This is a genomic window from Corallococcus exiguus (genome assembly GCF_009909105.1).
Classification (GTDB): domain Bacteria; phylum Myxococcota; class Myxococcia; order Myxococcales; family Myxococcaceae; genus Corallococcus; species Corallococcus exiguus.
The window spans coordinates 192,508-216,035 of sequence record NZ_JAAAPK010000010.1; the positions used below are offsets into that span (position 1 = coordinate 192,508).

The following is a 23,528-nucleotide window of genomic DNA, read 5'->3' on the forward strand; positions in this document are numbered from 1 at the left end:
TCAGTCGCAGAGATCGTTTGACGCGAGCACCGAGGCTTGATCCTCTTCGAGGATGAGCGCTCACCCTATTGAATTCGACCCACAGTTGGCCGCCCTCCTGCCCGCGCTGGAGGGGTATGTGCCCCGGCAGATGACGCTGGCGCAGTTGGAGCATTTCCGTGGCTTGAGCCGCGTGGCCCGGGAGGACCTGATTGGCGACGCGAAGGTCCACTGCGTCGATTACAGCATCCCCGGTTATCAGGGCGCAGAGATCACGGTCTCGGTCATTGCCCGGCAGGGCCACTCGGTCCCGGGGCCTGCCGTCTATTTCATCCATGGCGGCGGGATGGTGATGGGGACCCGCTTCGCGGGAGCGAAGCCGCTCGTGGACTGGGCGCTCCGTCATGACGCGGTCTGCGTGACGGTCGAATACCGGCTGGCGCCCGAGCATCCGGCGCCGACCCTGGTGGAGGATTGTTACGCCGGGCTGCTCTGGATGGCGGCGAACGCCGACCGGCTGCGGTTTGATCCGAAGCAGTTGGTCATCTTCGGCGGAAGCGGTGGTGGCGGGCTCGCGGCCGGAACCACGCTCCTGGCCCGGGATCGGCACGGCCCGAAGCTGTTGGGTCAACTGCTGCAATGCCCGATGCTGGATGACCGCAACGAGACGGAATCCGCCCGTCGGTATGACGGCGTCGGAGTCTGGGACCGCACCAGCAATCTGACGGCCTGGCGCGCGGTGCTGGGCGAGCGCTGTGGGGGCCCGGACGTGTCTCCCTATTCCGCGCCCGCGCGCGCCACGGACCTGCGGGGGCTGCCGCCGACCTTCATCGACGTCGCGGCAGGGGAGACGTTCCGGGATGAAGCCGTCGCCTATGCGCGTAGCATCCTCGATGCGGGCGGCGAGTGCGAACTGCACGTCTGGGGCGGAGCCTTCCATGGCTTCTACGACATCGCCCCCCAGTCCGACGTGGCGCGCGCCTGCATTGCGACGCGCGACGCGTGGCTGGGACGGATGTTCGCCCGCGGTGTTGCGAGCGGGGGCACACTGCCTGTCCCATGAGTGTGCATCCCCCTGCGCGCCTGCGCCCCGCCCGCCTCGACGAGATCGCGCGTGTGCGCGAAATCGAGCGTCTCTCCGCACGCCGTTTCCTGGGCACGGACCTCGCGGCCCTGGTGGAGGATGAACCCACCGACGCGGACACGCTCGCGGCCCGCATCGCCACGGGCGGGCTGACCGTCGCGGAAGGGGAGGATGGGCGTCCGGTCGCATTCCTGATGGCACGACCCGTGGAGGGTTGCGGTTACATCGAGCAACTGGACGTGCTGCCGACCCATGCCGGACGGCGGTTGGGCGCCGCGCTGATTTCGGCCCTCGAGCCGGCATGGCCCGCCCTGTTGCTCTCCACCTTCCGCGACGTGCCGTGGAACGCGCCCTACTACGCGCGGCTGGGCTTCCGGGTCGTCGAGACCCTGACGCCGGCCCTGGAGGTCATCCGGGCCGAGCATCTTGCACGGGGGCTCGACGAGAGCCGGCGGGTGTTCATGCGCAAGGACAAGATGCCCTGATCACGGTTGTGCCACGCCCATCTCGTACGCCTTGCGGACGGTCTGGGCACAGGCGCGTGACTTCTCGCCCTCCTCGGTGCCGAGCTGACGGCTGCGGGCCAGGACCATGTACCGGGTCCTGGCCGCGTTCACCCAGGGATAGAAGCCGAACGCCCCCGCCGACGAGTGGCCCGTCACGGTCCAGGAGCTGCCGACGGTCTCTCCTTCAATCCAGTGCCCAAGCCCGTAGTACGCCTCGCCCGCGGCGGACCACGGCGTGTAGGCCACGTTGGGGCCTCCCGACCAGGCGGGGACGGAGTCCACGGACAGCTTGGAGGACAGCGCGTACTGACTGTTGATCATCTTCAGCAGGAAGACGCGGTACTGCGCCGCGCTGCCGGAAAAACCTCCCGCCACGGCGACATCGCTGTCGGACTCCGGGAATGTGGTGCCCAGCAAGGGATTGAGCCAATCCATGACGCTCAGGAGGCCCGTACCCTTGCGCGCGCCGATGTCATCCAGGGCCAGCTTCTGCATGTGCCCGCCGTTGTAGAAGAAGCGGCCGTTCTGGAGCGGGCGATAGGTGACGTCCTTGAAGGAAGGCCCGTAGCACGCGGAGACGGTCGTCCCGGCGGCGTCACACAGGGTGGTGTTCTCGTCGATGTAGCCGCTGGTGAAGTTGAGCCGCTTCTTCTCATCCGCGGTGAGGTTCGCGTACCCCTTGGACTGCACGTAGGCCCCTGCGTAGAGCCACTTGCTCGCGGACGCGATGGGCATCACCGTCGTGGCCGTGACGCCGCTGCCCTTCGTGAGGCCGTAGAGCAGCCCGGACCCGTTGCCAATCTCCCAGTAGAAGTTCCCGAGCGACTTGCAGCCCGCCGCGTTGTTGGCCGTATCCAGCGCGGCCTGCTCGTACACGGTGAGGGCCGCCTGCGACGTTCCCCAGGTCACGCCATCGCCGGAGTCGAACGTGTCCTCCGGGCTTCCACAGCCAGCGGTGCCCAGGGTCCACAGCGCGCACGCCCAGATGAACTGCGTCGTTCCGCTTCGCTTCATGGGGAATTCCTCCAGGAAAGCCCCCATGAACCCGGACCGCGCGCGGAAGTTGCGCGGGAAACGCGCTCAGAATCTGAGGTTCCACCCGGCCAGGTGCTGCAGGTCACGGGCGCCGCCGTGGGGGATGCGCTCCGGTACGGGCTGGCCGTGCGCGGGGGCGGGGACATCCATCGCGATGCGTTTGACCCCAGGAGTCTTATCGAGACCGCCGCACCAGGTCTGCCATCGCTCGCCATTCAGGCGGTCCCGGAAACCGATGCCCGTCACCTGGTCCGCCGTGGGCGGAGTGGGGGAGAGCAGGTCGAGGAACTCCATCCGGCCTCGGCCGTCGGTGCGCACCTCATGGCAATAGGCGGCACCCCACAAATCCTCGCGGAAGCGGATGGCATACACGCTGCCCGGGGCTGGCGGGCCGGGGATGGACTTGGGCCGGGCGCCGGCCGGGCTGGCCGTCTTGCGGCGCGCGGTAGACGCTGCTGAGGGCGGAATGGGCTCCGCCGTCGGTCGCTCGAGATGGCCGAACAGTGTGGCCACCAGCGTCTCCTGGAGGCCCTCCTTCGCCGACCACCACGCCAGCGGCGCCGGCACCTCGACGCGGACGGAGGGGCGCTGGTCACGCTCGATGGCGGTCGTGAAGCAGGTCATCAGGCCCGGGTGCTCGGGCGTCTGCAGGATGCCGATGAACGCGAGCGCTTCCAGCACGGTCCCGCAGCGCGAGGGACGGCTGGCACTCAGGAGTCCAGCCTTGTGGAGCGCGGTGCGCGCCTGGCTGTAGCGTGCCGTGGAGGGAAGGCCACGCAGCAGGTCGAGCACCTGGTGGAACACCCAGACGTCTCGCGGCGTGGGCTTCGGCCAGGCGGACGGTGGACTGGCGATGGCGGCGTTCAGTGCGAGGACGCCGTTGACCGGTTGGGTGTCGCCCCAGCCCGCGCCCTCCAGGTGACGGAAGTACGCGGCCTGGGTGGTGTCGATGACGTCCGCCTTGAAGAAGCAGACACGGCAGCTGCCGCCGCCCATGGGGTCCTCGGCGTGGACCGGCATGGCGCGCCCGAGGACAGCGGCGGGCAGCACGGTCAACCAGGCGAGGTCGGCGGACCCCATCGAGGCCACGAACGCATCGGCCGCCGGGCGCAGGTCGACCTTCGCGGCAGACTGGCGCAACCGGGTGATGACCTCGTCATGTCCCCACTGGATGAAGACATTGGGCACCAGCCCGGTGTCCCTCAGTTGCTGATGCTCCGCCTCCGTGAAGGTGGAGGGGATCCGATGGCTGTAGCGTCCCTCCGCATCGAAGTGGCTGTTGCGGGAGTCGTAGACGCGGGCCAGCAGGGCCATGACGGAGGTATCGGGATGGGCCATCTCAAGGGTGCGGCGCGGGAAGAAGCTCCCGTTCTATCGTAGAGAGAGGCTGTCACGTCACGGCCAGAAGCGGACCAGTCCCGGCTCCGGCACCGTCTTCGCGAGCAGACAGCCATTGGGCTCACGGATGAAGCCAGACACGGAGTTCAGCCGGACGTCCAACCGGAGGATGCCGTTGGTGCCAAACCCCGGGTCCACCGGCCCGTGCCGGGTGAAGCGCACCACCGCCAGCCCTCCACCCCCCTCAATCTGTCCCACCGTGTAGGGCGTGCCTGCGTCATCGAAGAACAACTCATTGGCCGAGCCGATGGCGAGCTGGCGCGGCGGCATCGTGGTGCTTCCCGTGCCGAAGTAGATGCGCGTGCCGGTCTCGTCGTACCACTGCACGAGGAGGTCATAACCGGGGGCATACGTGTTGAGGAGTGAGACGAACCGGCCGTGCCCGTCCGTGGCGACGTTCCGATGGAGATTGGGGCTGCTTTCCACCGACCACCTGGCCTGCCCGGTCTTGCCGTCCATGCGGACGAACCCCAGTCCGTGGTTGCCCGGGCTGCCACTGTCGAAGAGCGAGACGGCGATGACCACGGTTCCGTCCTTCGTCTGGAGGGCCTCGCGTAGGTTGTTGAAGCGCTGTTCATAGGCCGGGAGCGCGTACGTTGCCCGCCCCTCCGTCCCGAACCCCGCGACAGGCCTGCCATCCGCTTCCCACCGTTGCACGGCGTAGACGTAGGGTCCGCTTTGGGTCAGGTCGTAGTCGTAGTACGTCAGGGCCACCGACACCCGGCCCGCCTCGTCCACGAGGAGTTTCACCAGGGAGCGGGAAGCGGAATTGAAGCGCGTCGACGCGACGCCCTCGTCCCCGAAGCTCGTATCGAGCATGCCCGTGGCGAGATGGCGCGAGACGCGGATCGTGCAGGGGGTCGCGTTGTCGCCGTCGTGGCAGTCGGCGGCGGCGCCCGCCACGAGGCTGCCTCCCGTGGGCAGGGCCTTGAACGCGAGCATGCGTGACATCGCCGGACGCGGGTGCGTCACCGACCCGAGCATCCCGAACGTCAGGTCCGGGATGCCGTCCGCATGGTGGCGATCGAGGACGTAGCCCTGGGCGCTCGGCGAGGAGGCGTTGGCGATGGGATAGGCCGTGAGCAGCTTGCCGTCCGGCGACACGTCGAGGAACCGCGACCAATCCGCCCAGCCCAGGGGCACCACGGGGAAGGTGGGGTCCAGCGTGAAGGAGGGGCCCGCGACCAGCATCCGCAACGGACGAGAGGTGGACCGGCCCTCCGCGGTGGCCACCAGCGTGGCGTCAAGGCGGGTCCCCGGCCCGACGCGCCCGGACACACTCACGGCCAGCGCCGCCGCGCTCGTGCCCTCCGACACACTCCGGTCGGCCACGAAGAACTCGGAGGGCAGGCCACGGATGGAAAGGGTGACGGGACCGGTGAAGCCCTCGTGCCGCTCGACGCCGACGCGCAAGACCGCGAAGTCGTCGCTGCGCACGAGCAGCTCGGACGGGGCGCTCAGGTCGACAGGCAGGGGCAGGGGCACGTCCGGGCCGGCATCCGGAGCGCCGGCATCCGCCGTGCCGGCATCCGTTACACCGCCATCCGCGGGGCCCGCGTCGGGGGATTCGACGATGACCCCCGCATCGCAGGTGGCGCTGGCACAGGAGGCGTCGGGCGTCGTCGAGGTGGACGCATCCTGACCGCCCGCATCGGCCTGGGTTTCGACGGGGCCGGGCTTCTGGATGGGCTCCTCGTCACCACAAGCGGTGGTGAGCGGGAGGAGGAGGGCGAGCGCCACGAAGAGGGCGCGCCGGCACTGGGGAGGACGGGAGGGCTGGGGCCGGTGGGTCATGGACGGGAGCAGGTACGGGTGTACCTGCCTATACGTCATGCCCACCGGTCCCTGGTCGGAGGCCCGGTCGATTCGGTCCGGCTACGGCTTCGGTGCGATGGAGACCTTCACGCCCTCGCTCCACACCTTGTGCTCGTCCGCGTAGTACAGGTACGCGCGGCTGGACGGGCCCGTGTAGGTGCCGGGCACCGCGGCCACCAGGGACAGCGGCACGTCGATGCGCTTGTTCGGCTCCATGCCACGCCAGTACAGGACGACGTCGCGCCCGAGCACCTCGTACGCATCCACCACCTGCCGCTTCACCAGCTCCTTGAGCTGGTCGTGGCGCACTTCCAGTCCGCCCGGCACGCCGAAGATGGCCACCGCCGTGGGCAGCTTCTGGCCCGTGCGGTTGGCCACCACCACCCGCGCCTCCGTGGGCTCACCCTCGGTGAGGGCCGTCTTCGCCAGCGCCACCTCCAGCGTCACGGCCGTGTCCTTGGAGCTGTCCGGCGTCAGCATGTTGTAGGTGACCTCCACCGAGTACGGCAGCTCCGCGCCTCCCTCCATCCGCAGCTCCACGCGGCGCTCGCCCGTGCCCAGCAGCGCGCTCACGTCGGGCAGCTTGAGGGCTTCCTGGGTGGAGCCGTCGAAGCGCACCGGTTCGCCCACCGGACGGCCATCCACGTAGACGCGCACCAGCCCCGGGGTGAGCTTGGACGCGCGCGCCTTGTCGTAGGCGATGATGGCGCGCAGCGCGAGCACCGTGCTCTGCGTCGCGCCGTAGCGGCCACCGTCGCTGGACTCCGCGAGGAACTTCATCGCGCGCTCCACGTTACCCACGTAGGCGGGGTCGCGCATCCACGCCAGCGTCGCCAGCGCGGTGGTCTCGATGTTCAGCGTCTCGCCCATGCTGCCCACGATGGACTGCGTCGCGCCGTCCACCACGCCTGCCTTCCCCTGCGAGGAGGCGAGCCGGCCCATCAGCTTCCGGGCCTCGGCGGTGTCACCGGCGAGCGCCAGCACGTTGGCCGCCAGGGCCACCACGTAGCTGTTGGTGCTCTTCGCCGCCGCGGCCTTCACCGAGGCCACCTCGCGCGACAGCTCCTTCGCCTGCGAGGCCGGCTGGCCCGCGCTCTCCAACAGCGTCCAGACGATGTACGCGTTCGACGTGTCCGGGTCCTCCACCCACACGTGCAGCGCGCGGCGCTTGCGATTGAAGCCGCCCTGGCCGTCCCGCTGCTGGAGCAGCCACTCGCGCGTGCGCTCCATCATCGCGGTGTCCACGTCGCGCACCTGGCGCATGTCCGTGAAGTGCAGCAGGCCGAACGCGGTCAGCGCCTCATGGCCGGGCTTCTCCCCGAACCACTCGTAGCCCTTCTCGGGCGTCTCGAAGCCCATCAGCCGCTGGTAGCCGCGCTCCAGCTTCTCTTTCGCGCTCGCCACCAGCTCCGGGTTCACGCCGGTGTGCGTCTGGAAGTACTGCTGCGCCATCGTCATGGGGTACGTCGTGGAGCTGGTCTGCTCGAAGCAGCCGGAGGGCTCCTGGATGAGGCGGGCCAGCGACTCCGTCATGTTGGCCAGCGGGCCCGGGTACACGGCGATGGACGTCCGCACGGTGCCGGGAACCAGGCTCTTGGGCAGCACCACCGGGTGCACCGCCGGTGCCTTCGCGGACACCAGCCCGCCGTAGGACACGCGGCCCGGGAAGCCCCGGGGCTTGATGGACAGCGTGCGGGTGACGACGTCCGTGTACTCGCCCGCGCTCGCCGTGAGCTTCACGTCCACCGGCTTTGCTTCCTGGCCAATCTCCAGGGAGAAGAGCTGCCGGCCGCGCGCCTGCGAGGCCAGGTCCAGCGTGGAGCCGCCGGAGACCTTCACGTCTCCCTTCAGCTCCACCTTCACCCCCGCGCCCGAAAGCCGCGCCTCCGTCCCGTTCACCAGCGCCACCGGCAGCCGCACCACGTCTCCTGACGTCACCTCCAGCGGCAGCTTGGGCTCCGCGTAGAACGGCTGCACGGACTCCAGCTCCGCCACCGCCGAACCGAGCGCGCCGTCACCGCCCACGGCTCCCGCGAACGCCTTGAACGTCGTCACCGAGTCGCTCATCGCGAAGGACACCCGCGCCTCGCCGGTGCGGGCATCCGTGCGCACCCCGGCGTTCCAGTAGAGCGTCTCCGCGAAGTCGACCCGGTCTCCCGACTTGCGGTTGGGCCGCGCGGTGTGCGCGAACTCGCGGAGGTAGATCAGCTGCCCCTGGATGACCTGCTTGTCGTCGGCGTTGAAGTCTCGCTTCGCGCGAAGGCTCCTCCTGCGCTCCATTGGCGCCTCTTCCTCCTTCGCCGCCTGGAGCACGGGGGCCGGTGCCTCCACTTCCGCGGGCGCATCCGCCGGGGGCATGGGAGGCGGAGCCGCCGCGGCGACGGGGGCCATCTGGGGGATGGCCGCGCCCTCGGCCGCGCCGGCGAAGGCGTCATCCTCGTCCTCGACGTTCCGGTCCATCAGGGGCTCTTCCATTCGCAGCATTCCCCCCACGGCGGCGCCGCGTCCGGCCTTGGCGATGGCGGACGGCCGGGGCTTGCGGACGGGCTCCGGCGGCCAGCGCACCGCGAGCACGCGCATCGCCGCTTCACCGTGCCGGGCGAGGAAGGCCTTCGTGTCGGTCAGCGCGAAGCGCCGCCAGCCCTGCGTTCCCAGCAGCAGGTCCACCGCCAGCCTGGACTTCGGATTCTTCGCGTCGAGGTAGAGCTGCGCGTCGGCCAGTTCCTTCACCTCCGGCTCCAGCAACACCATGACCGGGAGCTGCGGCGCCTGGTCGCGATTCTCCTGGAGCTCCAGCACCGCGTCATCCGTCACGGTGAGCATCACCAGCGCGGAGACCGGCTGACCGCCGCGCGTCGTCCGGGCCGTGAGCTGCACGGGGCCACCGGGCACGTAGCGCGTGCGGTCCGCCTTCAGCTCCACCGACAGCTCCTTCGAGGGCTGGCGGAACACCAGCCGCTCCGCGAGGGGCCGCCCGTCGTGGTCCCACACCGTGGCGACGAGCACGCCGTCCGCCTCGCCGGGGTTCAACGTCACCGGCCCGCCCTTCACGTCGTCCAGCACCGCGGAGGCGACGCGCACCTCGCGCTGGCTCAGCGTCACCGTCGCGCGGCCGACGTTGGTCAGGCCCACGACGAGCTGCACCAGCTTGCCCGCGGGAACCACGTCCTCGCGCACGCGGATGACGGCGCCCCTCGGCTTCACCTCCGGCAGCGGGAAGCTCTTCCGGATGCCCGACGGCGAGTCGATGCGCAGCGCGTACCGCACCCCCGCCTGCGGGGTCAGCTCGAAGCGGCCACGGCCCTCGTGCTCGGAGCTCACGCGGGCGACGACCTTGCCGCTCTCTACCTCCACGATCCGGCCCATCAGGTCCGCCGGCTTGCGCGCGGGAGTGCGCGCCTCGAAGTAGACGCGCGAGGCGAGCCCCGCCACCAGGTCGCCGCCCTCCGGGTACATGGCCAGGTCCAGCGTCTGGAGGAGGATGGGGATCGTCTTCGCCGCGGACTCCACCACGCCGCCGTCCTGGATGGTGAAGGCCAGCGTGCCCTCGCCGCGCTCCATGGCGGCGGGCAGCGGGAAGCTCACCGTGCAGCGCCCCTTCGCGTCCACCGTGCACGGCACCTGCGCCACGTTGGCGCCATCCACGAGCGCGTTGGCCGTCACCTTCGCGCCCGCGGGCACGCCGCCCTCCGCGCGCTTCACGTCCAGCGTGGCGGTGACGGTGTCGCCCGGCCCGTAGCCGTCCCGGAGGAACTCAATCTGGGACTTGAGCCGGGGGGCCCGGTAGGCGCGCACGTCGAACTTCCGCTCCGCGGGGGCCGCGCCCGTCCACGGATAGGTGACGCGCAGGGTGTACTCGCCGCCGGCCTGGCCAGCGGGGATGGGCCAGGCGTAGCCCCACACGGAGTCCGCCGTGGACGCCGTGCTGGTGGTGACGACGTCCCCCTTGGGCCCGCGCACCTCCACCTGCGCATGGAGTGAGCCCGCGTACGGCTTGCGGTTCAGGGCGTCCAGCACCAGGCCCCGCACCAGCACCTGCTCCCCGGGGCGGTAGAGCGGCTTGTCGGTGGTGACATGGGTCAGGTAGCGGTTTTCGCCCCCCAGGGAGCGTGAGGTCGCCCGGGCCGCGAGGACCTGGGGCGATAACGTCACGAAGACGGCTGCGAATCCCAGCGGCAGGAGCGCGCGCAGGGCAAACGGTACGAAGTGGGCCATGGCGGCATTCAACGGCCAGGCACGCCAGAAGTTCTAGCCCTCCCCCAGGAGGTACTGGAGGACTCCGTGCCGCCGCTCCTGCGAGGCGCGGATGCGGTGGTGCAAGCGCACGGAGTTCGTGGCCTTGTCCCGGTTCCGCGGCGCTCAGCGAGGAGTGCCACGGAACCGAGACCCCTCCGGGTCCTTCAGCGGTCGTCGCCGTCTCGCCCCGCGGAAGCGTCTACCGTGGGACTGACCTCCTGGCGCCCGCCCGTCAGCAGCCAGGCGCGCTGACTGGGGGCGAAGCGAGGTGCGAGATAGCCATCGTTGATCTCGCGAGTCACCGCGAAGCGGTTGAACGCCGTGGCGGGGATGAACAACCGCGAGTTGTCCGCGAAGCCATCCGAGGAGGAGTCGACGTCACCCTCGGCGGCCGAGACGACGCCGTCACCATTCATGTCGACCCGCGCGACTTCCCGGGCATAGGCCTGGAAGAGGCGGCGGTTCAGGTTCTTCTCCCAGGGCATGAACGACGCCAGCCGGACATAGACATCCAGGAAGATTTCGTTGGCGAGCCCGCTCGGGATGAATCGCTGGCGGAACTCACGCTGGGAGTCGATTTCCGCGTCGAAGAGGTCCGGATCGCGGGGACGATACGGGCTGTCTCCATACTCTTGCGGAAAGTTCTTCACGCCCAGGGGTCCCGAGCCGGGGACGATTGACTTCAGCAAGCCAATTTCACCGTCCTCGAAGGCGTCAGGAGGCGCCCCAATCTTGTCGGGGAAGCCACCGGTGAACGGCAGCTCGTAGAGCGGGTGGACCCAGTTCGTGGTGTAGTTGAACTCCCAGTAGTTGTGGACATCCAGTTGCTGCAGGGCGTTGTACGCCCCCATGCTGAGCTGGATGGGAACGACGTTGCTCTGAATCCACGGGAAGCGATCGTTCTCGCTCGGGAACCGGACGCCCTTCCCATCCGTCGTGAAGAGATTCCCGGGGACGTTGTTGTGGTGGCCGATCTTCGCCAGCATCGCCGCATCGGCGGCGGTCATCGTGCCGAACTGGGCTCGCCCGTCAGGACGCGGGGGCGCGACCGGCGGGACGACCAGGTCGTGGATCATCCAGCCTTCGTACCACCCGCTCTCGTTGTTGATGACGAAGAGCCCGGAGATGTCCGTGAAGACGTCGATGAAGGCACGGACGTTGTTCGGGTCGGTGGGAAGCCCGGGCTTCGGCTCGACGACGAGCCGTACCGACGCGATGGTGGGCAGCCCGCAGTTGCCGCCCGTGGCCGTCAACATCGCGGTGTCATTGACGCCGGGAATGATGCTGACGAAGACGTTGCGCTCGAAGCCATTGGTATCCAGCAGGTAGTACTGGAAGAGTTGGCTCGGCGTGTCCGCCTCCGCATAGGCTTGCATGGGGAGGAAGGTGTGCGGCCGGCTTGCGAGCCGGAGGATCCGATCCTTCAGCGGCGTGGGCAGCGCGACGATGTCCCCACGTTTGGCCACAGTGGCGACATCCGCGTTGGCATTCGGGTTGGGATGGCACGGCGGCGGCGGTTGCTCCGCGTGAGCCTGAAGCGGAATCCATGGGGTGACCAGCGCGAGCCATGCGATGGCACCCATGGCGCGTCTGCGCACGTGCATGAATGGAGAGACAATGTGGGGAGCTTGCACTTCGATCCTCCTTCGGGCGGCGTGCCGACCGTGTACGGAAGAGGACAGGGGACGCCTGCCTTGCTTCCTCGACTGCGCCGTGGATCTAGGCCCTGGCCCGCTGGACGTTCAGTGTCCGAACGTCCTTTCCGCGTGAGCAGAATGCGACGGCCAGGGGGCCCGATCGTCTCAGGAGCGCAGGCTCCTCCCTCTCACTTCTCGCGCACTCAGGGCTCGTTGAAGATGAGCAGCCCGCGCGAGGTGTCCACCGCGTAGACAAACCCGTCGCCCGGGACGCGCATCCCCATGACGCCCTCGTAGACGACGCCCAGCCGCTTCGGGTCGGTCTCACGGTAGGCGTTGAAGTAGGCAATCTCCTTGGGGAGCGTGGGGTTGGCCACGTCGAACACGCGCACGCCTTCCTGGTACCAGGCGACGTACAGCTTCGTGCCCTTCAGGATCATGTTGTGGATGGAGGTGGTGGGACGCAGCCGGTGCTCGCCGATGAGCTGGATGTTCGCCGGGTCGGTGACATCCAGCACGCGAAGGTGCGCGCCCTCCTGCTCACTGCCCTCGAACGCGATGGTGCGGCCCGCGAAGGTCCCCACCGCGCTGGCATGGCTGTACTGCCGGTTGTAGTGGTACTTGCCCAGCTCCTTGACCTGCATCGGGTCGCTCGGGTCGGTGACCAGGAAGCCGATGTCCGTGTGGTTGATGTAGAGGCGGCCCTCGTAGGCGAAGGAGTCGTGCGGATAGCTGGTGACGAACTCCTCGGACGAGAAGACGACGCGGTTGAGCAGGACGGGGTCTCGCGGGGACGTGATGTCGAAGATGATCGTCTGCGCGGGCCGCAGCGCCATGGCGTAGAGCCGGTTGCCATCCACGAACAGGGTGTGGACATTCGGGGGCGCGCCGCTGGGCACGCTGCGGAGGTAGGTCGGATCCCCCGGGTTTGAAATGTCATACAGGATGACGCCGGAAGCCTTGGTGGCGACGTAGAGGACGTCGTCCTTGGCCCACGCGGCGTTCCAGTACCCGTCGCCCGGCAGGGAGATGACCTTCTTCAACACGGGGTGGTTGCGGTCGCTGACGTCGAAGACCGTCAGGCCTCCCGAGGGCATGTCCGGCTTGAGCTGGATGGACACCACGTAGGCATGGTTCTTCGTGACGTAGACATCCACCGGATGGCCAATCCCGACGACGGACTCGGAGACGAGGTTCAGGCCCCCGGAGGACTCGGCCTCACCGCGGCTCAAGACCAGGCGGTCCGCGTCGAACGTCCCCTTCTCCGTGAGCACGCCGTTGGTGCAGACCGCATAGCAGCCGGTGATGTGGTGGGGCTGGGGCACGTCACAGCCCGCCAGCGCGGTCTTGATGGCCACGCCCCGGGTTGTGGTGAAGACGCTCGTGAGGAGCATGCCCTGGTCATCGAACTGCTGCCGGGTGAAGCGATCGAAGTTCGAGGTTCCCGTGCCGCCCCCTTCCGGGAGCAGGAGGCCAGCTCCGCCCCAAGGGTACTCGCCGGTGTCCGGTCGCAGCTCGGTCTGGTAGATGCCGTGCCGTGACGCCGTGCGGAGCGCGCTCGGGTTGCATTGCGACAGGTTGAAGAGGGCCGGGGTGTCGCAGTCGATCTCGGTTCCCAGTGGCGGGGTGAACTCGCAAGGAGCGAAGACGCCGCGGTCAAGCCAGTCGCCCTTCTCTTCGATGGGGGTGGAGGTGCCATCCCAGGCCACGACAGGGGGCGTGCCGGCATCCGGTGTCCCCCGGGTTTCAGCGCAGGCCGTCAGCACCAGGGAGCAGGCAAGCAGCCGCACCCCCAGACCACGAGGAAGAAAGGTCATCGATGGGCTCCCTTGCAGCGTTGTTCTCTGAATGGATAGGAGCCCCGCGCCGCCGCCGTGATGCATTCCGGTTCCAGGATTGTGTCCTGGCGAGGTGTCACCCGGGGGAGTATGAGCAATGCCATGAGCAACGAGCAGACGCCCGCCGAAGCCGAAGTGATGGAGCCGACGTTCTGGCGGAAGAACGGCTGGACGGCCAAGGTCATCAAGAACGAGGACGACGACGGCTGGGCCGTGGAGATCCGCAAGCAGGGGATCCCCGAGCCCGTACTCATCAGCCCGTGGGTGATGGGCCGCGACAAGAAGAATCCCAAGCCCTTTGATGCGCCGGCGTTCGCGACCTTCGTGAAGACGGCCTCGGAGGTCCTGGATCGCTCCGCGCGACAGCACGAGCAGGCCATGACCAAGAAGCTCTCCATCGCCTGGGAGGGCCTCTGGTACGAGGTCCGGCTCGAGATGGTGGCCGATGAGTATGACCCCCACGCGCTGCTGTCAGCCATCGACGACGCTGGCGCGACCGTCGCGAAGCATCGCGTGCCGGTGAACTTCAAGTTCACCCGGGATGCCGCCAACGCGTGGGTGCGCGGCGGCTTCAGCGAGCCCTGAGAACGCAATCCGGACGCAGGACGACTTCGAGCTCGCCTTCCTGCGTCCGGACTTGACCGACAGGGTTTCATCGTCGCCGTGAGCCACCGGGCTGGATGGGTTGGGGTTGCCTTTCCAGTGTCTCCATCATGTTTTGATCTTCTTGCAATATCCGGGTTGCTGCCTCAGGCTGGAAGTCTACGAACACCCGATATCCTGGTTTCGAGGGGGTGTTGCAGAGGGGGAGTCTTCCATGCCGATGCGTCTCAACGTTGCCGCGCGGAACCTGTTTGACCTGGCCATTCCTGGCGGTGCCAGCCATGACCATCCGTCGTTCACGGTGGATCAAGCCCTCTCACGGCTGGACCAGATGGGGATCCTCCAAAGCAACGTCCGCTACTACGACGCCGGTCGGCAATCCCATGCCGAGGTGGAGATCGTAGGGGGAAAGATCGTCCGCACCAGGGATCGCCACTTCTGGAGCAGCACCCGGGAACTCCTCAATTACAATGGGCTCTTCGCTGTTGGAATGGATGGCCGGGTCCTCGTCACGCAGGACGAAGGGGCGAGGGGCGTGGGCGCGGAAACGAGGAAGAAGCACAGCACCATGTTGGCGGGAGGTCAGGCGTTGGCTGTCGGTTGCTTCTCGACGAACGCCCAGGGATTCTTGACCTCAATCGACAACAACTCCGGGCATTACGTACCCAGTGCTCAATCCCTGAACTGGTTCCTCGCGCAGTTGATCCAGCAAGGCCTCAACCAGATGAACCTGGCTGGGGTCCGTTACGTGTATTCGACCCAGTACGGCCCACAGAGTGTGGTGGTCAACCTGATCCGGTGGAATGCTCTTCAAACAGCGATGAGGTTCAATCAGCCGGCTCAGGTGCCTACAGGCAATGGGCTGTTGAGTTTCAACCGGGTGGTAGGGCCGCAGGCGAACGCCGCGCGTGCGGTCGCCCCTCAAGGTGCGGCGCCCAGGCCGGGCAGGCTTGTTAACTGCTGTTTCTCATGTTGCAAAATCGACCTGGAGGGGGAGTGACAGCGATGAACATGTTCAGGCCGATGTGTGTCCTTGGCTGTGGAGTCCTGGTGTCGTGCGGCGCCCCGATGCAGGACGAAGAGGCGGCGGTGCTCGGCGCGCGGCAGGAGGGCCTTGCCCAGGTCTTCACCCAGCAGGCGGACTTCGCCGTGGCCACCGGGGCCACCCAGCTCCCGTTCCCCGCGAATGCGTTCGACGCGTATCCCGACCATCCCTCAGGTGCGGCGTCGAGCTGCGTCCAGACGCAGCGGGGCGTCGACCTGCCGTGGGGCTTCAGTGCGCCCACCGTCAACGTCCTGGCGCCTCGCGCCAAGACCTGGCTCTGCTTCGTGGGACCTGGCTGGAATCACAACAACACGAATCCCCTGCCCGTGACGCCCACGCTCCTCGCCAACGGTGAGGACGACTTCGAGATCGCCTTCTTGCGTCCCGTCTCCGCCGTGGGCCTGGAGCTGCTCACGAACAGTCTGGCCCAGCACAAGGTGACCCTGACCTTCACGGACGCCACCCAGGAAGTCTTCGAGGACGCGGTGCTCGATACGGGTGCCAATGCCTTCGAGTTCGTGGGGTTCCAGTCCTCCAAGCGCATCCGGTCCATCTTCATCGACTCAACGGGCGGCGCCTCGCAGAACGAGGGCATCGCCGCCATCTGGACCGCGCCTTGACGGACCGCGGCCTGTAGCCGCGGGGCCCATGCCAGTCGCGGGTGGAGACTCACCGATAAGCCTCACTGGACTGTTGCCCGGGCCAGCCCTGCTGCAAGGAGCGGAGCACCATGTACCGATGCAGTATGTGTGCCGCCACAGGCCCTTCCATGCGTCGCTTCGTGCACAAGTGGAAGGGTTGCGCGGGTTCAGTCGACGAGATGGCTTCGAGCAGCCCGGCTGCCGCCGCGGCCCCTGCAGGGGCTTCGTTCTCCTTGTTGTCCGCCCCCGCGGCGAAACCCGCGAAGAAGAAACGCGCCGCGTCGCGCAAGCCTCGCCCCTCGGTGGCCTTCATGGACCGGGAACTCAAGGCCGTCACCAGCAAAGCGAATGTCACCTTCGCCGGGAGGTGGACGCCCGAAGTGTGGCTCAGCGGCGCCGCCTCATTCTCAGGACGCCGAGACATCCAGGTCCTGCGCCATCTCTCGGTGCAGTTTTTCCACTACATCCGAAACACGCTCAATATGAAAGGCGAACAGGAGGTCCAGGCAATGCTCGTGAATGATCGAATCGTCATTGCCGCGAACCTCGACGACTCGATCAATGCTTTGTTCAAGGCGCTGCGCCAGGATGACACTGGAGGGCCGCCCTCCAACGCCGTCCAGAACCTGCTGCAGTCGGTCCAGAATCCCGATGACAAACGGGCCGAGGGGGCGGCGAAGAAGCTCGGGGGGCTCTTCTCGGGGACGAGGTCCCTCTCCAACATCCCCACGGCGATGAACGTGCTGGGCAATGACAACGAGCGCCTCCTCCAGCGGCTGGACTATTCGAATGCAGCCGACTGCGCGGCCAAGATCGTTGGGGCGGCGCACCACGGGCGGCTCATCTTCGTGAACGCCGGTGGAGACAGCATCCACGCCGAGCAGAAGCTCCTCCTCGCTCTGCTTCGCTCGGGTACAAGTAAGTCGACGGTAGCAACGATTTACGGAAAGAAGCGGCCCTGCGCGGGTTGCTATCTCACACTCCTTTTCGCGGAGGAGAGACTCGGACTGAAGATTGAATTCAACCGTCACCCGGGCGGCTTCTGGGGGCCCGCTTTAAAGGGGTTTCGCGCGCTGTTCGACCAGGCCAAGGGCCACATGCAATCCAATTCCCCTGGAGACGTATGCACGTGGCTCCACGACCAGGCCGCTGCACTGGTGACGCACCAGACACAATACCTGGGCGCTGACGAGAAGCGCTCGATGCTTCAGGACGCGAAAGCACAGTTCGTTGCCCTGGGGAAAGTCGATCCCCGCCACACAGGCTACGATTCGCCATCGGATAGCGATCCGGATGACGACGATGGGGATGACGACGATGGGGATGACGACGAGCTGGCTGGCAGCGCCATGGAGGATGACGGCCCTATGGAGGATGACGGCGCGCTGTCCGCGGCGGGTTCAGGAAATCCCTTCTCGCTCCTTCCCTCGCCCCCGGCCGTTCCGAAGACTCCAGCTCCAGCGGCGGCAGCCGCGGCATCATCATCTGCCGCAGTGGCGGCGCACCCCTCCGCTCCCTTCTCCGTGGTGCACTTGAAGAGCGATTCAAAAGCGAGTGATGGCAAGTCAATCGTCGCGCCCGCACCGGATCTCTCCGCTGTACCAAGCCCGACGCTCCAGAGGGCGCTTGCAGCGAAGAATTTTGTCCGAGGGGCGGCCTCCTCGCAGGGGCTCAACTGTTTCCTGCACAGCTTCCTTCAGCTCTTCCACAACATGCCGGACGATCCCAATTACACACTTATAGGCGAAGTTTTGAGGATTCGCCGTAATTGGAATGTGATCGGAGCCGCGGTGAAAGGCCAGGATCTCAACCTGGAGAATGCTTTCACACGCGAGGAAGTGCATCAGCTCGCAAACTTCCATAGGTGCCTCATCTTGATATGGGGCTTCAATTCAGGCACCAACCAACTCTACGAGGTGTGCCGCATGGGCGGCATGGGCGGCATGGTGGGGCAGCCTCGTGAGATCAACATCCTCTGGTATGGCCCTCACTTCGAACCGCTCAGGAAGAGGGCATGACGATTGGCGCCGAGGACAGCTTGACGACGCTCGAGACGAACAAGCCCCTCTCGGAGTCGGTGCTGTGGCGAGCCCAGCGCAGCTACTTCGAGCGTGTGGGAATTGACGCCTGGCGTGATGCCACGGTGCCACACTATGTCACGTGCAACCCGACGCTCGCGCACGCCATGGCCCAGGTGGTGCTCGGTTTCCTTCGGGACTGTCACGCAGGAGAGGCCCGCGCAGGTAGTGAGCCGTTCCATGTGCTGGAGCTTGGAGCGGGGAGCGGGCGCTTTGCCTTTCTCTTCCTCCGGGTGCTCGCCGAACTGCGCGAGGTCATGGGCTGGAGCCACGTCCCCATCCGCTACGTGATGAGTGATTTCACGGAGTCCAACCTGCGGTTCTGGCGGGCACATCCGGCTCTGCGTCCATTCGTCACCGCGGGCTTGCTGGACTTCGCGCTCGTCGACGTGGAGCGCATGGACAGCACCCTCGAGCTCCTGGAGTCCAAGACGATGCTTGGGGCCGGAAGCCTGGGGCGGCCGCTCACGGTCATCGCGAACTACGTCTTCGATGGCGTTGCGCAGGATGCCTTCTTCATCGAGAAGGGGCAGCTCTCCGAGTGCCTCTTCACGGTCGCCACCGAGACCCCGGAACTCGACCTGAGTGCTGCGAACGTCCTCACGCGATTGCGCCTCGCGTCCTCTCGGCGTGCCGTGCATCCCGACTATTATCCCGAGCCGGAACTCAATGGGCTGCTGCGGGGTTATACCGACCGGCTCGATGGGGGCTCGGTGCTCTTTCCGGCCCCCGCCCTGAGGTGCCTGGAGAAGCTTTCTGCGCTCGCGAGCGGGAGCCTCTTCCTCCTCTCCGCCGACAAGGGGCACCTCGACGAGGCCTCACTCGCCCTGGAGGTGGATCCTCAGGTGACGGTGCATGGGAGTTTCTCCCTGCCGGTGAACTACCACGCCTTCCAGCAGTGGTTCCTTCGCAAGGGCGGTGAGCACATCTGCGCGGACCACCGGCAGTCGAGCCTCGTCGTCGCCGCGTTCATCCTCGGCGCGCCAGCCCGAGGCATGCCCGAGGCGCGCCTCGCCTATCACCTCGCCTTCAACGGCCCCAGTCCCGATGGTTTCTTCCGATTGCGGCAGGGCCTCGAGGCGCACTACGAGATGCTTGAGTTCGAGCAACTCCTCGCGCACGTGCGACTGAGCCGGTACGACGCTCGCATCCTCGGCGACTGCCTCCCAGCGTTCAGCCAGAAGATGACTACGCTGTCAGCGCAGGAGCGCGTGGCGCTCGCGCAGGCCATCGGGCGAGCGTGGGCGAACTACTTCCACATTGGTGAGAGCCGGGATCTGGCGTTCGCCTTCGCGGCTTGCCTGTACCAGCTTGGCGAACCTGCCTCGGCACTCGCGCTGTTCGAGGAGTCGCTCGCCCTGTACGGAGAGGATCCGCGCACGTTGTGGAACCTCGCGATGTGCCTGTTCGCGCTGGGGCGCTCGGAGGATGCGGCGCGCTCGCTCGTGAAGGCCGGCGAATCGTTCCCTCTGCTTCACGCGCACATCGGATTGCTGCCGAAGTCGGGGTGAAGGAGTTGCCCTCGTCAAAGGCTGGACTCGATGGTGAAGGTCTTCTGCCAGTGCGACGAGCCCACGTTGCGGAGGGAACTTCGACGCCTTGGGGCTCTTCTAGCGCATCCGGTCCATCTTCATCGACGCAACGGGCGGCGTCTCGCAGAACGAGGGCATCGCCGCCATCTGGACCGCGCCTTGATGGACTGCCTCCGCCTCACGGTTCAATACCACCATCGTCGCCAGCACGTTCCCGCCTCCCCGGGCGAGCGCCCGCATGTTCCTTGGGATGTAGCGGGGCTTGGGGTTTTATTGCAATTGTGTTGCGGTTTTGACGGGCGGGCTGGGATATAGCACCGGCCTGTGAACAAGCACTCCAGCATGAAGGTATTCGTCATCATCAGCGCCACGGTCGCCCTTGGCATTGGCGTGGGCGTGGTGAGCATCGGCCTCAAGGAGGGGGGCTTCCTGACGACCTCGGACGTGGGCGGACTCCCTGAGCTGGCCCAGGTCCAGGAGCAGCTCCGGCCGCTCGAGGCCTGTTCGCTCACCTACCAAATGCGCGACAAACGAGGACAGCGCAAGCACCCGGACGCGGTCTTCATCCAGCCGTGCACGCGGGGTGAGTACATCAGCGTTGTCATCGACGTCCCGAAGACCTGGGCGGCCAGGGGAGTTGGCTTCGAGATGACCCGTGGCTCCATGACGGAGCCATGGGAGATCCTGGTCGAGAAGAAAGAGGTTCCCTTCCCCGACCTCAAGGAGGCCCTCGAGCACTTCGCCCCCCTCATCGTCGCGAGCTACCCCGAGAGGCTTCGTGAGCGACGCGGGGGCGCGAGTGAGATGGAGCGCCAGCTGAACGAGCAGCGGCGCATGGAGCAGGAGCGCAAGGAGCGCGCGAAGGGCTCGTATCCGGAGTGATGCTCGGCGTGCGCGGGTGATTCCGCGGGTGTCGGCCCTCGGATCGAAAGATTCGCCGATGCCATCCGAAGCCGCGCCCTTCCGGGGTCTTCGCAAGCTGCCTACCGTTGGCTGCATGGACAACGTGGCGACGATGACGGAGAGGCTGCTGGCGGGCGCGGGACTCCGGGCGGGAATGCGGGTGCTCGATGTCGGCTGTGGAAGGGGCGACGTGACCTTCATGGCCGCGAGCCAGGTGGGCGCGCAGGGGCAGGTCGTGGGCGTGGACCGCGATTCCGGGGCGATTGAACAGGCCCGCGTGAGGGTGCGGGAGCAGGGCCTGTCGAACGTCACGTTCGTGGAGGGAGACCTCCATGCGCTCCCGGAAGAGCAGGGCCTGTTCGACGCGGTCGTGGGGCGGCGGGTGCTCATGTACCAGGCGGACGCCGTTGAAGCCGTGCGGAGGCTCGCGAGGGCCGTGAAGCCCGGAGGGCTGGTGGTCTTCCAGGAGCACGACTCGACGGTGGGCCCGGCGAGCCTCAGGCCCTTGCCGCTTCACGCGCAGGTGCGTGAGTGGATCTGGCGCACGGTGGAGCGCGAAGGCGCGAACATCCACATGGGCTTCGACCTGGCGTCGGTCTTCACGATGGCGGGACTCACGGTCGAACAGGTCCGGGCGGTGGCCGTCGTGCAGACGCCGACGCAGGCGCATCCCACGGGCGCCATCGTCCGCGCGATGATTCCCCGAATCGTGAAGCACGGTGTCGCGACGGAGGCGGAGCTCGATGTGGACACGCTCGACCAGCGGCTCACGGAGGAGCGCGTGAAGGCGGGTGCGACCTACATCGGGGAGCTGGCCTTTGGAGCCTGGGCGAGGGTGCCCGGGTAGACTGGGGCCCCTGGAAGTCCACTGCGTCTGTATGCTCGGGGGATGTCCCCGTCATTCCTGGTGTTGTTGTTGATCGCAGTGGTCATGGGAGCCCTCATAGGCTTCTGGTTGCGCTCCTCTCATCGTGAGCAGCCAGCGGAGCCGCCCACGCCGCTGTCTCCGGAGGAGGGGCAGCAGAGCCTCGCGGAGTTGATCGAGTCCGGGCAGATGATCAACGCCATCAAGCTCTACCGCGACCAGCACGGCGTGGGCCTGAAGGAGGCCAAGGACGCGGTGGAAGCGATGCGAGCCGACCTGCTCCGGCGGGGATGAGGGGCCGAAAGAGCCAATCTCAATGATTGGCGAAAGGTGCATGACCTCCTGGGTTGGAGGCGGCCATCGTCGGCGCATCTGTCCATTTTCACTGATAGTGTGGCGTCGCTCCCTTCGCGCTGGAGGTTCGATGCCGTTCACGCCCGTTCCTGGAACCAATCCCATCGAATACACCTGGACCAACGGCATGGGGACCGTCGCGGTCAACAACCACATCGCGGCGGTCGGTGGCGTCGCCACGGGAGGAGCGCCAGGGGGCCCCGCAGCCACCCAGCTCACCGCGAAGGACTGGGCCATCGCCATCGACCCGCGTGACTCCGCCCCGGGGGCTCCCGTGCGGCCTGGCGGCGTCAACCTTCAGGCGCGCTACAACACGCTGGGCGTTTGGTTGAACCGGGCACCTGCCGAGTCCGCCCGTGTCTTCGAGGAACTGGCGGAGAGCGTCCGTCAGGCGGAAAGCGCGGCCCATGGACTGCCCACCGCGACGCCCGCGGCGCGGTTGGTCGCCATGCCGGCTGGCACGACGACGGCACTCGCGATCAACAGCGACATGACCGGCGACCTGTGTTGGCTCATCGTCGCCATGAAGCTCTGCCCCGAACTCGCGGTGGCGGTCCGCATCGGTCCGACCGAGAAGCATCTGCGGGTCTGCTCCGACATGATTGGTCAGCTGGTCGGCGAAGGCCTGGGCGGGCGGACCATCCTCGTCACCGGGCCCACGCCGCACCGGCACGCTCCGGTCCCGGACTGGGCGAGGGGGGCCAAGGCGACGCACTGGCATCCCGTCCACATCACACTCTTATCCCTGCCGGCGCGGACGTTTGTCGAAAGCTGTTTGAGCACGTCACGCCGGGTCTTCGAGGCCGCGCGGGAGCAGGCGTTGGATGATCAGCGCTCGGTCGCGGATGTCGCCTGTGAGTTGTTCAACCAGAGCCTGACGCAAAACCTGGGGAACGCGGATCGGCTTGCCATTGATGGCGCGATCCAGACCTTGACCACGAATCCTGGCTGTCTGAGCACCCATGCTGGCTACATCCTGCTGGCCAACCGCGTCGAGGATTACAACTACCAGCACAACACCACCGCGGCCCGGCTCGCCGCGGTCGACGGAGCCCGTGGCGCTCGAAGGCTGGTGACCTTCGGGCGCCCTCCGGTGGGCGGTGGCGCCAATCACATCGACCTCTACACGAATCATGCTCGCACCGACGGGCAGCGCGCCTACTTCTGGGCCGCCCTCAAGGTGAGGATGCGGCAGCTGGGACGCGATGTCGTGATCGTCGGAGGGCGGAGTGGAACCTTCGATATCGCCTACCACTCGGGAGAGGAGCCCACCGGTGGTGGGTTGTGTTGGGACATCGCCGGTGCGGCACGGCGCGATCCCGAAGTCGATCGACTCCAGCAGCAGGCCGGTCCCGGCGGTAACAGCGGCCTGAGCCTCGCCGCCCTGGCGCTCATCGCATCGGACCGCAACAACGGCGGCGGCGAGGTGGGCGATATCGCCGCGAGGCTGACCGCTCTGCTCAACGGCGGAGCACCGGGCGCGGTCCGCAATGCCACCTTCGCCGTCGGTCCAGCGACCCAGATTGCAGGTGCCGAGAGCCAGGCGATGCGCAACGCGGAGGTGGGCCGCGCCCTCTTTCAAGGTCAGACCGCGGGGACCATGGGCTCCGTCCAGCTTGGAACGACGCAGCGACTGTCGGATCAGATCGTCAGCGATGTGGCCTGGAGGGAGGCCACCACGGCACGTCGGGCAATGCCGGGGGTGGCATTGGCTCATCCCGCGGCGGTTCCGAAGCCCAGTCCCCACGCAGTCCAGTTCCGGTGCCCGGTCTGTGGCGACACGCAGCCAATGAAAGCCAGGTACCGGCTCCGCCGGATTTTTGACAAGCATTGATGGTGGAGGCGGCGGGAGTCAGGCCCGCATCAAGGACGTGCGGCTCAGGGGCTCCCCGTCAGCGTCCCTCACCTCCTGCTCTGCCCCCGACCGCTACGCCCAAGAGGGCTCCTGTCCTTCCTATGCTCCGGCGCGTTGGGCGGTG

At 67.2% G+C, this 23,528-nt stretch carries 18 protein-coding genes; 11 read left to right on the plus strand and 7 right to left on the minus strand.

Translation table 11 applies throughout. The features are described 5' to 3' along the window. Nucleotides 1-52 precede the first annotated feature (52 nt). Both GTZ93_RS31700 and GTZ93_RS31705 read left to right on the plus strand, forming a co-directional pair. On the plus strand, nt 53-1,042 hold the full coding sequence (locus GTZ93_RS31700) for an alpha/beta hydrolase (RefSeq protein WP_139916003.1): 990 nt from the start codon (nt 53-55) through the stop codon (nt 1,040-1,042). Further along, a complete protein-coding gene (locus GTZ93_RS31705) occupies nt 1,039-1,548 on the plus strand; it encodes a GNAT family N-acetyltransferase (RefSeq protein WP_139916002.1) in 510 nt (169 codons plus the stop codon). Before GTZ93_RS31700 ends, GTZ93_RS31705 begins: the two co-directional genes overlap by 4 nt. Here GTZ93_RS31705 and GTZ93_RS31710 read toward each other — a convergent pair whose 3' ends face one another. From GTZ93_RS31710 to GTZ93_RS31735, 6 genes are all read right to left on the minus strand, one after another. Continuing rightward, entirely contained in the window at nt 1,549-2,583 is a 1,035-nt protein-coding gene (locus GTZ93_RS31710; protein ID WP_139916001.1) for a hypothetical protein, read from the minus strand. 66 nt (nt 2,584-2,649) lie between these two features. Then, entirely contained in the window at nt 2,650-3,918 is a 1,269-nt protein-coding gene (locus GTZ93_RS31715; RefSeq protein ID WP_257979022.1) for a hypothetical protein, read from the minus strand. An 81-nt stretch (nt 3,919-3,999) separates the two neighbouring features. Next, nucleotides 4,000-5,835 (minus strand): hypothetical protein, encoded by a 1,836-nt coding sequence (locus GTZ93_RS31720; RefSeq protein WP_161663172.1) that lies wholly within the window; start codon nt 5,833-5,835, stop codon nt 4,000-4,002. Between the two features lie 42 nt (nt 5,836-5,877). Then, complete coding sequence (locus GTZ93_RS31725) at nt 5,878-10,032, minus strand: MG2 domain-containing protein (protein WP_139918700.1); 4,155 nt, start codon at nt 10,030-10,032, stop codon at nt 5,878-5,880. A gap of 185 nt (nt 10,033-10,217) precedes the next feature. Continuing rightward, nucleotides 10,218-11,636, minus strand: coding sequence for a hypothetical protein (locus GTZ93_RS31730; protein WP_199733850.1), 1,419 nt, complete (start codon nt 11,634-11,636; stop codon nt 10,218-10,220). A gap of 257 nt (nt 11,637-11,893) precedes the next feature. Next, a complete protein-coding gene (locus GTZ93_RS31735) occupies nt 11,894-13,507 on the minus strand; it encodes an LVIVD repeat-containing protein (RefSeq protein WP_139918702.1) in 1,614 nt (537 codons plus the stop codon). 123 nt (nt 13,508-13,630) lie between these two features. On the opposite strand from GTZ93_RS31735, the gene GTZ93_RS31740 reads away from it, so the two are divergent. The 5 genes from GTZ93_RS31740 (at nt 13,631) to GTZ93_RS31760 (ending at nt 19,406) form a co-directional block, all read left to right on the plus strand. Continuing rightward, nucleotides 13,631-14,113, plus strand: coding sequence for a hypothetical protein (locus tag GTZ93_RS31740; RefSeq protein WP_139918704.1), 483 nt, complete (start codon nt 13,631-13,633; stop codon nt 14,111-14,113). Between the two features lie 232 nt (nt 14,114-14,345). Further along, entirely contained in the window at nt 14,346-15,131 is a 786-nt protein-coding gene (locus GTZ93_RS31745; protein WP_139918706.1) for a hypothetical protein, read from the plus strand. 50 nt (nt 15,132-15,181) lie between these two features. Further along, nucleotides 15,182-15,796 carry a hypothetical protein gene (locus tag GTZ93_RS31750; RefSeq protein ID WP_139918707.1) on the plus strand — a complete coding sequence of 205 codons (615 nt, stop codon included), beginning with the start codon at nt 15,182-15,184 and terminating at the stop codon, nt 15,794-15,796. Between the two features lie 149 nt (nt 15,797-15,945). Next, nucleotides 15,946-17,835, plus strand: coding sequence for a hypothetical protein (locus GTZ93_RS31755; RefSeq protein ID WP_139918709.1), 1,890 nt, complete (start codon nt 15,946-15,948; stop codon nt 17,833-17,835). Next, entirely contained in the window at nt 17,832-19,406 is a 1,575-nt protein-coding gene (locus tag GTZ93_RS31760) for a tetratricopeptide repeat protein (RefSeq protein ID WP_139918711.1), read from the plus strand. The genes GTZ93_RS31755 and GTZ93_RS31760 overlap by 4 nt, the downstream gene beginning before the upstream one ends. A gap of 99 nt (nt 19,407-19,505) precedes the next feature. On the opposite strand, the gene GTZ93_RS43005 is transcribed toward GTZ93_RS31760, so the two are convergent. Beyond that, on the minus strand, nt 19,506-19,637 hold the full coding sequence (locus GTZ93_RS43005; RefSeq protein ID WP_257979185.1) for a hypothetical protein: 132 nt from the start codon (nt 19,635-19,637) through the stop codon (nt 19,506-19,508). A 132-nt stretch (nt 19,638-19,769) separates the two neighbouring features. On the opposite strand from GTZ93_RS43005, the gene GTZ93_RS31765 reads away from it, so the two are divergent. The 4 genes from GTZ93_RS31765 (at nt 19,770) to GTZ93_RS31780 (ending at nt 23,383) form a co-directional block, all read left to right on the plus strand. Then, nucleotides 19,770-20,309, plus strand: coding sequence for a hypothetical protein (locus GTZ93_RS31765; RefSeq protein ID WP_139918714.1), 540 nt, complete (start codon nt 19,770-19,772; stop codon nt 20,307-20,309). 58 nt (nt 20,310-20,367) lie between these two features. Then, nucleotides 20,368-21,177, plus strand: coding sequence for a methyltransferase domain-containing protein (locus tag GTZ93_RS31770; protein WP_139918715.1), 810 nt, complete (start codon nt 20,368-20,370; stop codon nt 21,175-21,177). A 42-nt stretch (nt 21,178-21,219) separates the two neighbouring features. After that, the gene (locus GTZ93_RS31775; RefSeq protein ID WP_139918717.1) at nt 21,220-21,489 is read left to right on the plus strand and encodes a hypothetical protein; all 270 of its coding nucleotides are present in this window, start codon (nt 21,220-21,222) and stop codon (nt 21,487-21,489) included. Nucleotides 21,490-21,619: 130 nt separating this feature from the next. Continuing rightward, entirely contained in the window at nt 21,620-23,383 is a 1,764-nt protein-coding gene (locus GTZ93_RS31780; protein WP_139918718.1) for a hypothetical protein, read from the plus strand. Nucleotides 23,384-23,528 lie beyond the last annotated feature (145 nt).

What these genes read in the sequence shown, in the direction of transcription:
- GTZ93_RS31700 (WP_139916003.1), top strand. Translation starts at nt 53, where the DNA reads ATGAGCGCTCACCCTATTGAATTCGACCCACAGTTGGCCGCCCTCCTG.
- GTZ93_RS31705 (WP_139916002.1), top strand. Translation starts at nt 1,039, where the DNA reads ATGAGTGTGCATCCCCCTGCGCGCCTGCGCCCCGCCCGCCTCGACGAG.
- GTZ93_RS31710 (WP_139916001.1), bottom strand. Translation starts at nt 2,583, where the DNA reads ATGAAGCGAAGCGGAACGACGCAGTTCATCTGGGCGTGCGCGCTGTGG.
- GTZ93_RS31715 (WP_257979022.1), bottom strand. Translation starts at nt 3,918, where the DNA reads ATGGCCCTGCTGGCCCGCGTCTACGACTCCCGCAACAGCCACTTCGAT.
- GTZ93_RS31720 (WP_161663172.1), bottom strand. Translation starts at nt 5,835, where the DNA reads ATGACGTATAGGCAGGTACACCCGTACCTGCTCCCGTCCATGACCCAC.
- GTZ93_RS31725 (WP_139918700.1), bottom strand. Translation starts at nt 10,032, where the DNA reads ATGGCCCACTTCGTACCGTTTGCCCTGCGCGCGCTCCTGCCGCTGGGA.
- GTZ93_RS31730 (WP_199733850.1), bottom strand. Translation starts at nt 11,636, where the DNA reads ATGGGTGCCATCGCATGGCTCGCGCTGGTCACCCCATGGATTCCGCTT.
- GTZ93_RS31735 (WP_139918702.1), bottom strand. Translation starts at nt 13,507, where the DNA reads ATGACCTTTCTTCCTCGTGGTCTGGGGGTGCGGCTGCTTGCCTGCTCC.
- GTZ93_RS31740 (WP_139918704.1), top strand. Translation starts at nt 13,631, where the DNA reads ATGAGCAACGAGCAGACGCCCGCCGAAGCCGAAGTGATGGAGCCGACG.
- GTZ93_RS31745 (WP_139918706.1), top strand. Translation starts at nt 14,346, where the DNA reads ATGCCGATGCGTCTCAACGTTGCCGCGCGGAACCTGTTTGACCTGGCC.
- GTZ93_RS31755 (WP_139918709.1), top strand. Translation starts at nt 15,946, where the DNA reads ATGCGTCGCTTCGTGCACAAGTGGAAGGGTTGCGCGGGTTCAGTCGAC.
- GTZ93_RS31760 (WP_139918711.1), top strand. Translation starts at nt 17,832, where the DNA reads ATGACGATTGGCGCCGAGGACAGCTTGACGACGCTCGAGACGAACAAG.
- GTZ93_RS31765 (WP_139918714.1), top strand. Translation starts at nt 19,770, where the DNA reads ATGAAGGTATTCGTCATCATCAGCGCCACGGTCGCCCTTGGCATTGGC.
- GTZ93_RS31770 (WP_139918715.1), top strand. Translation starts at nt 20,368, where the DNA reads ATGCCATCCGAAGCCGCGCCCTTCCGGGGTCTTCGCAAGCTGCCTACC.
- GTZ93_RS31775 (WP_139918717.1), top strand. Translation starts at nt 21,220, where the DNA reads ATGTCCCCGTCATTCCTGGTGTTGTTGTTGATCGCAGTGGTCATGGGA.
- GTZ93_RS31780 (WP_139918718.1), top strand. Translation starts at nt 21,620, where the DNA reads ATGCCGTTCACGCCCGTTCCTGGAACCAATCCCATCGAATACACCTGG.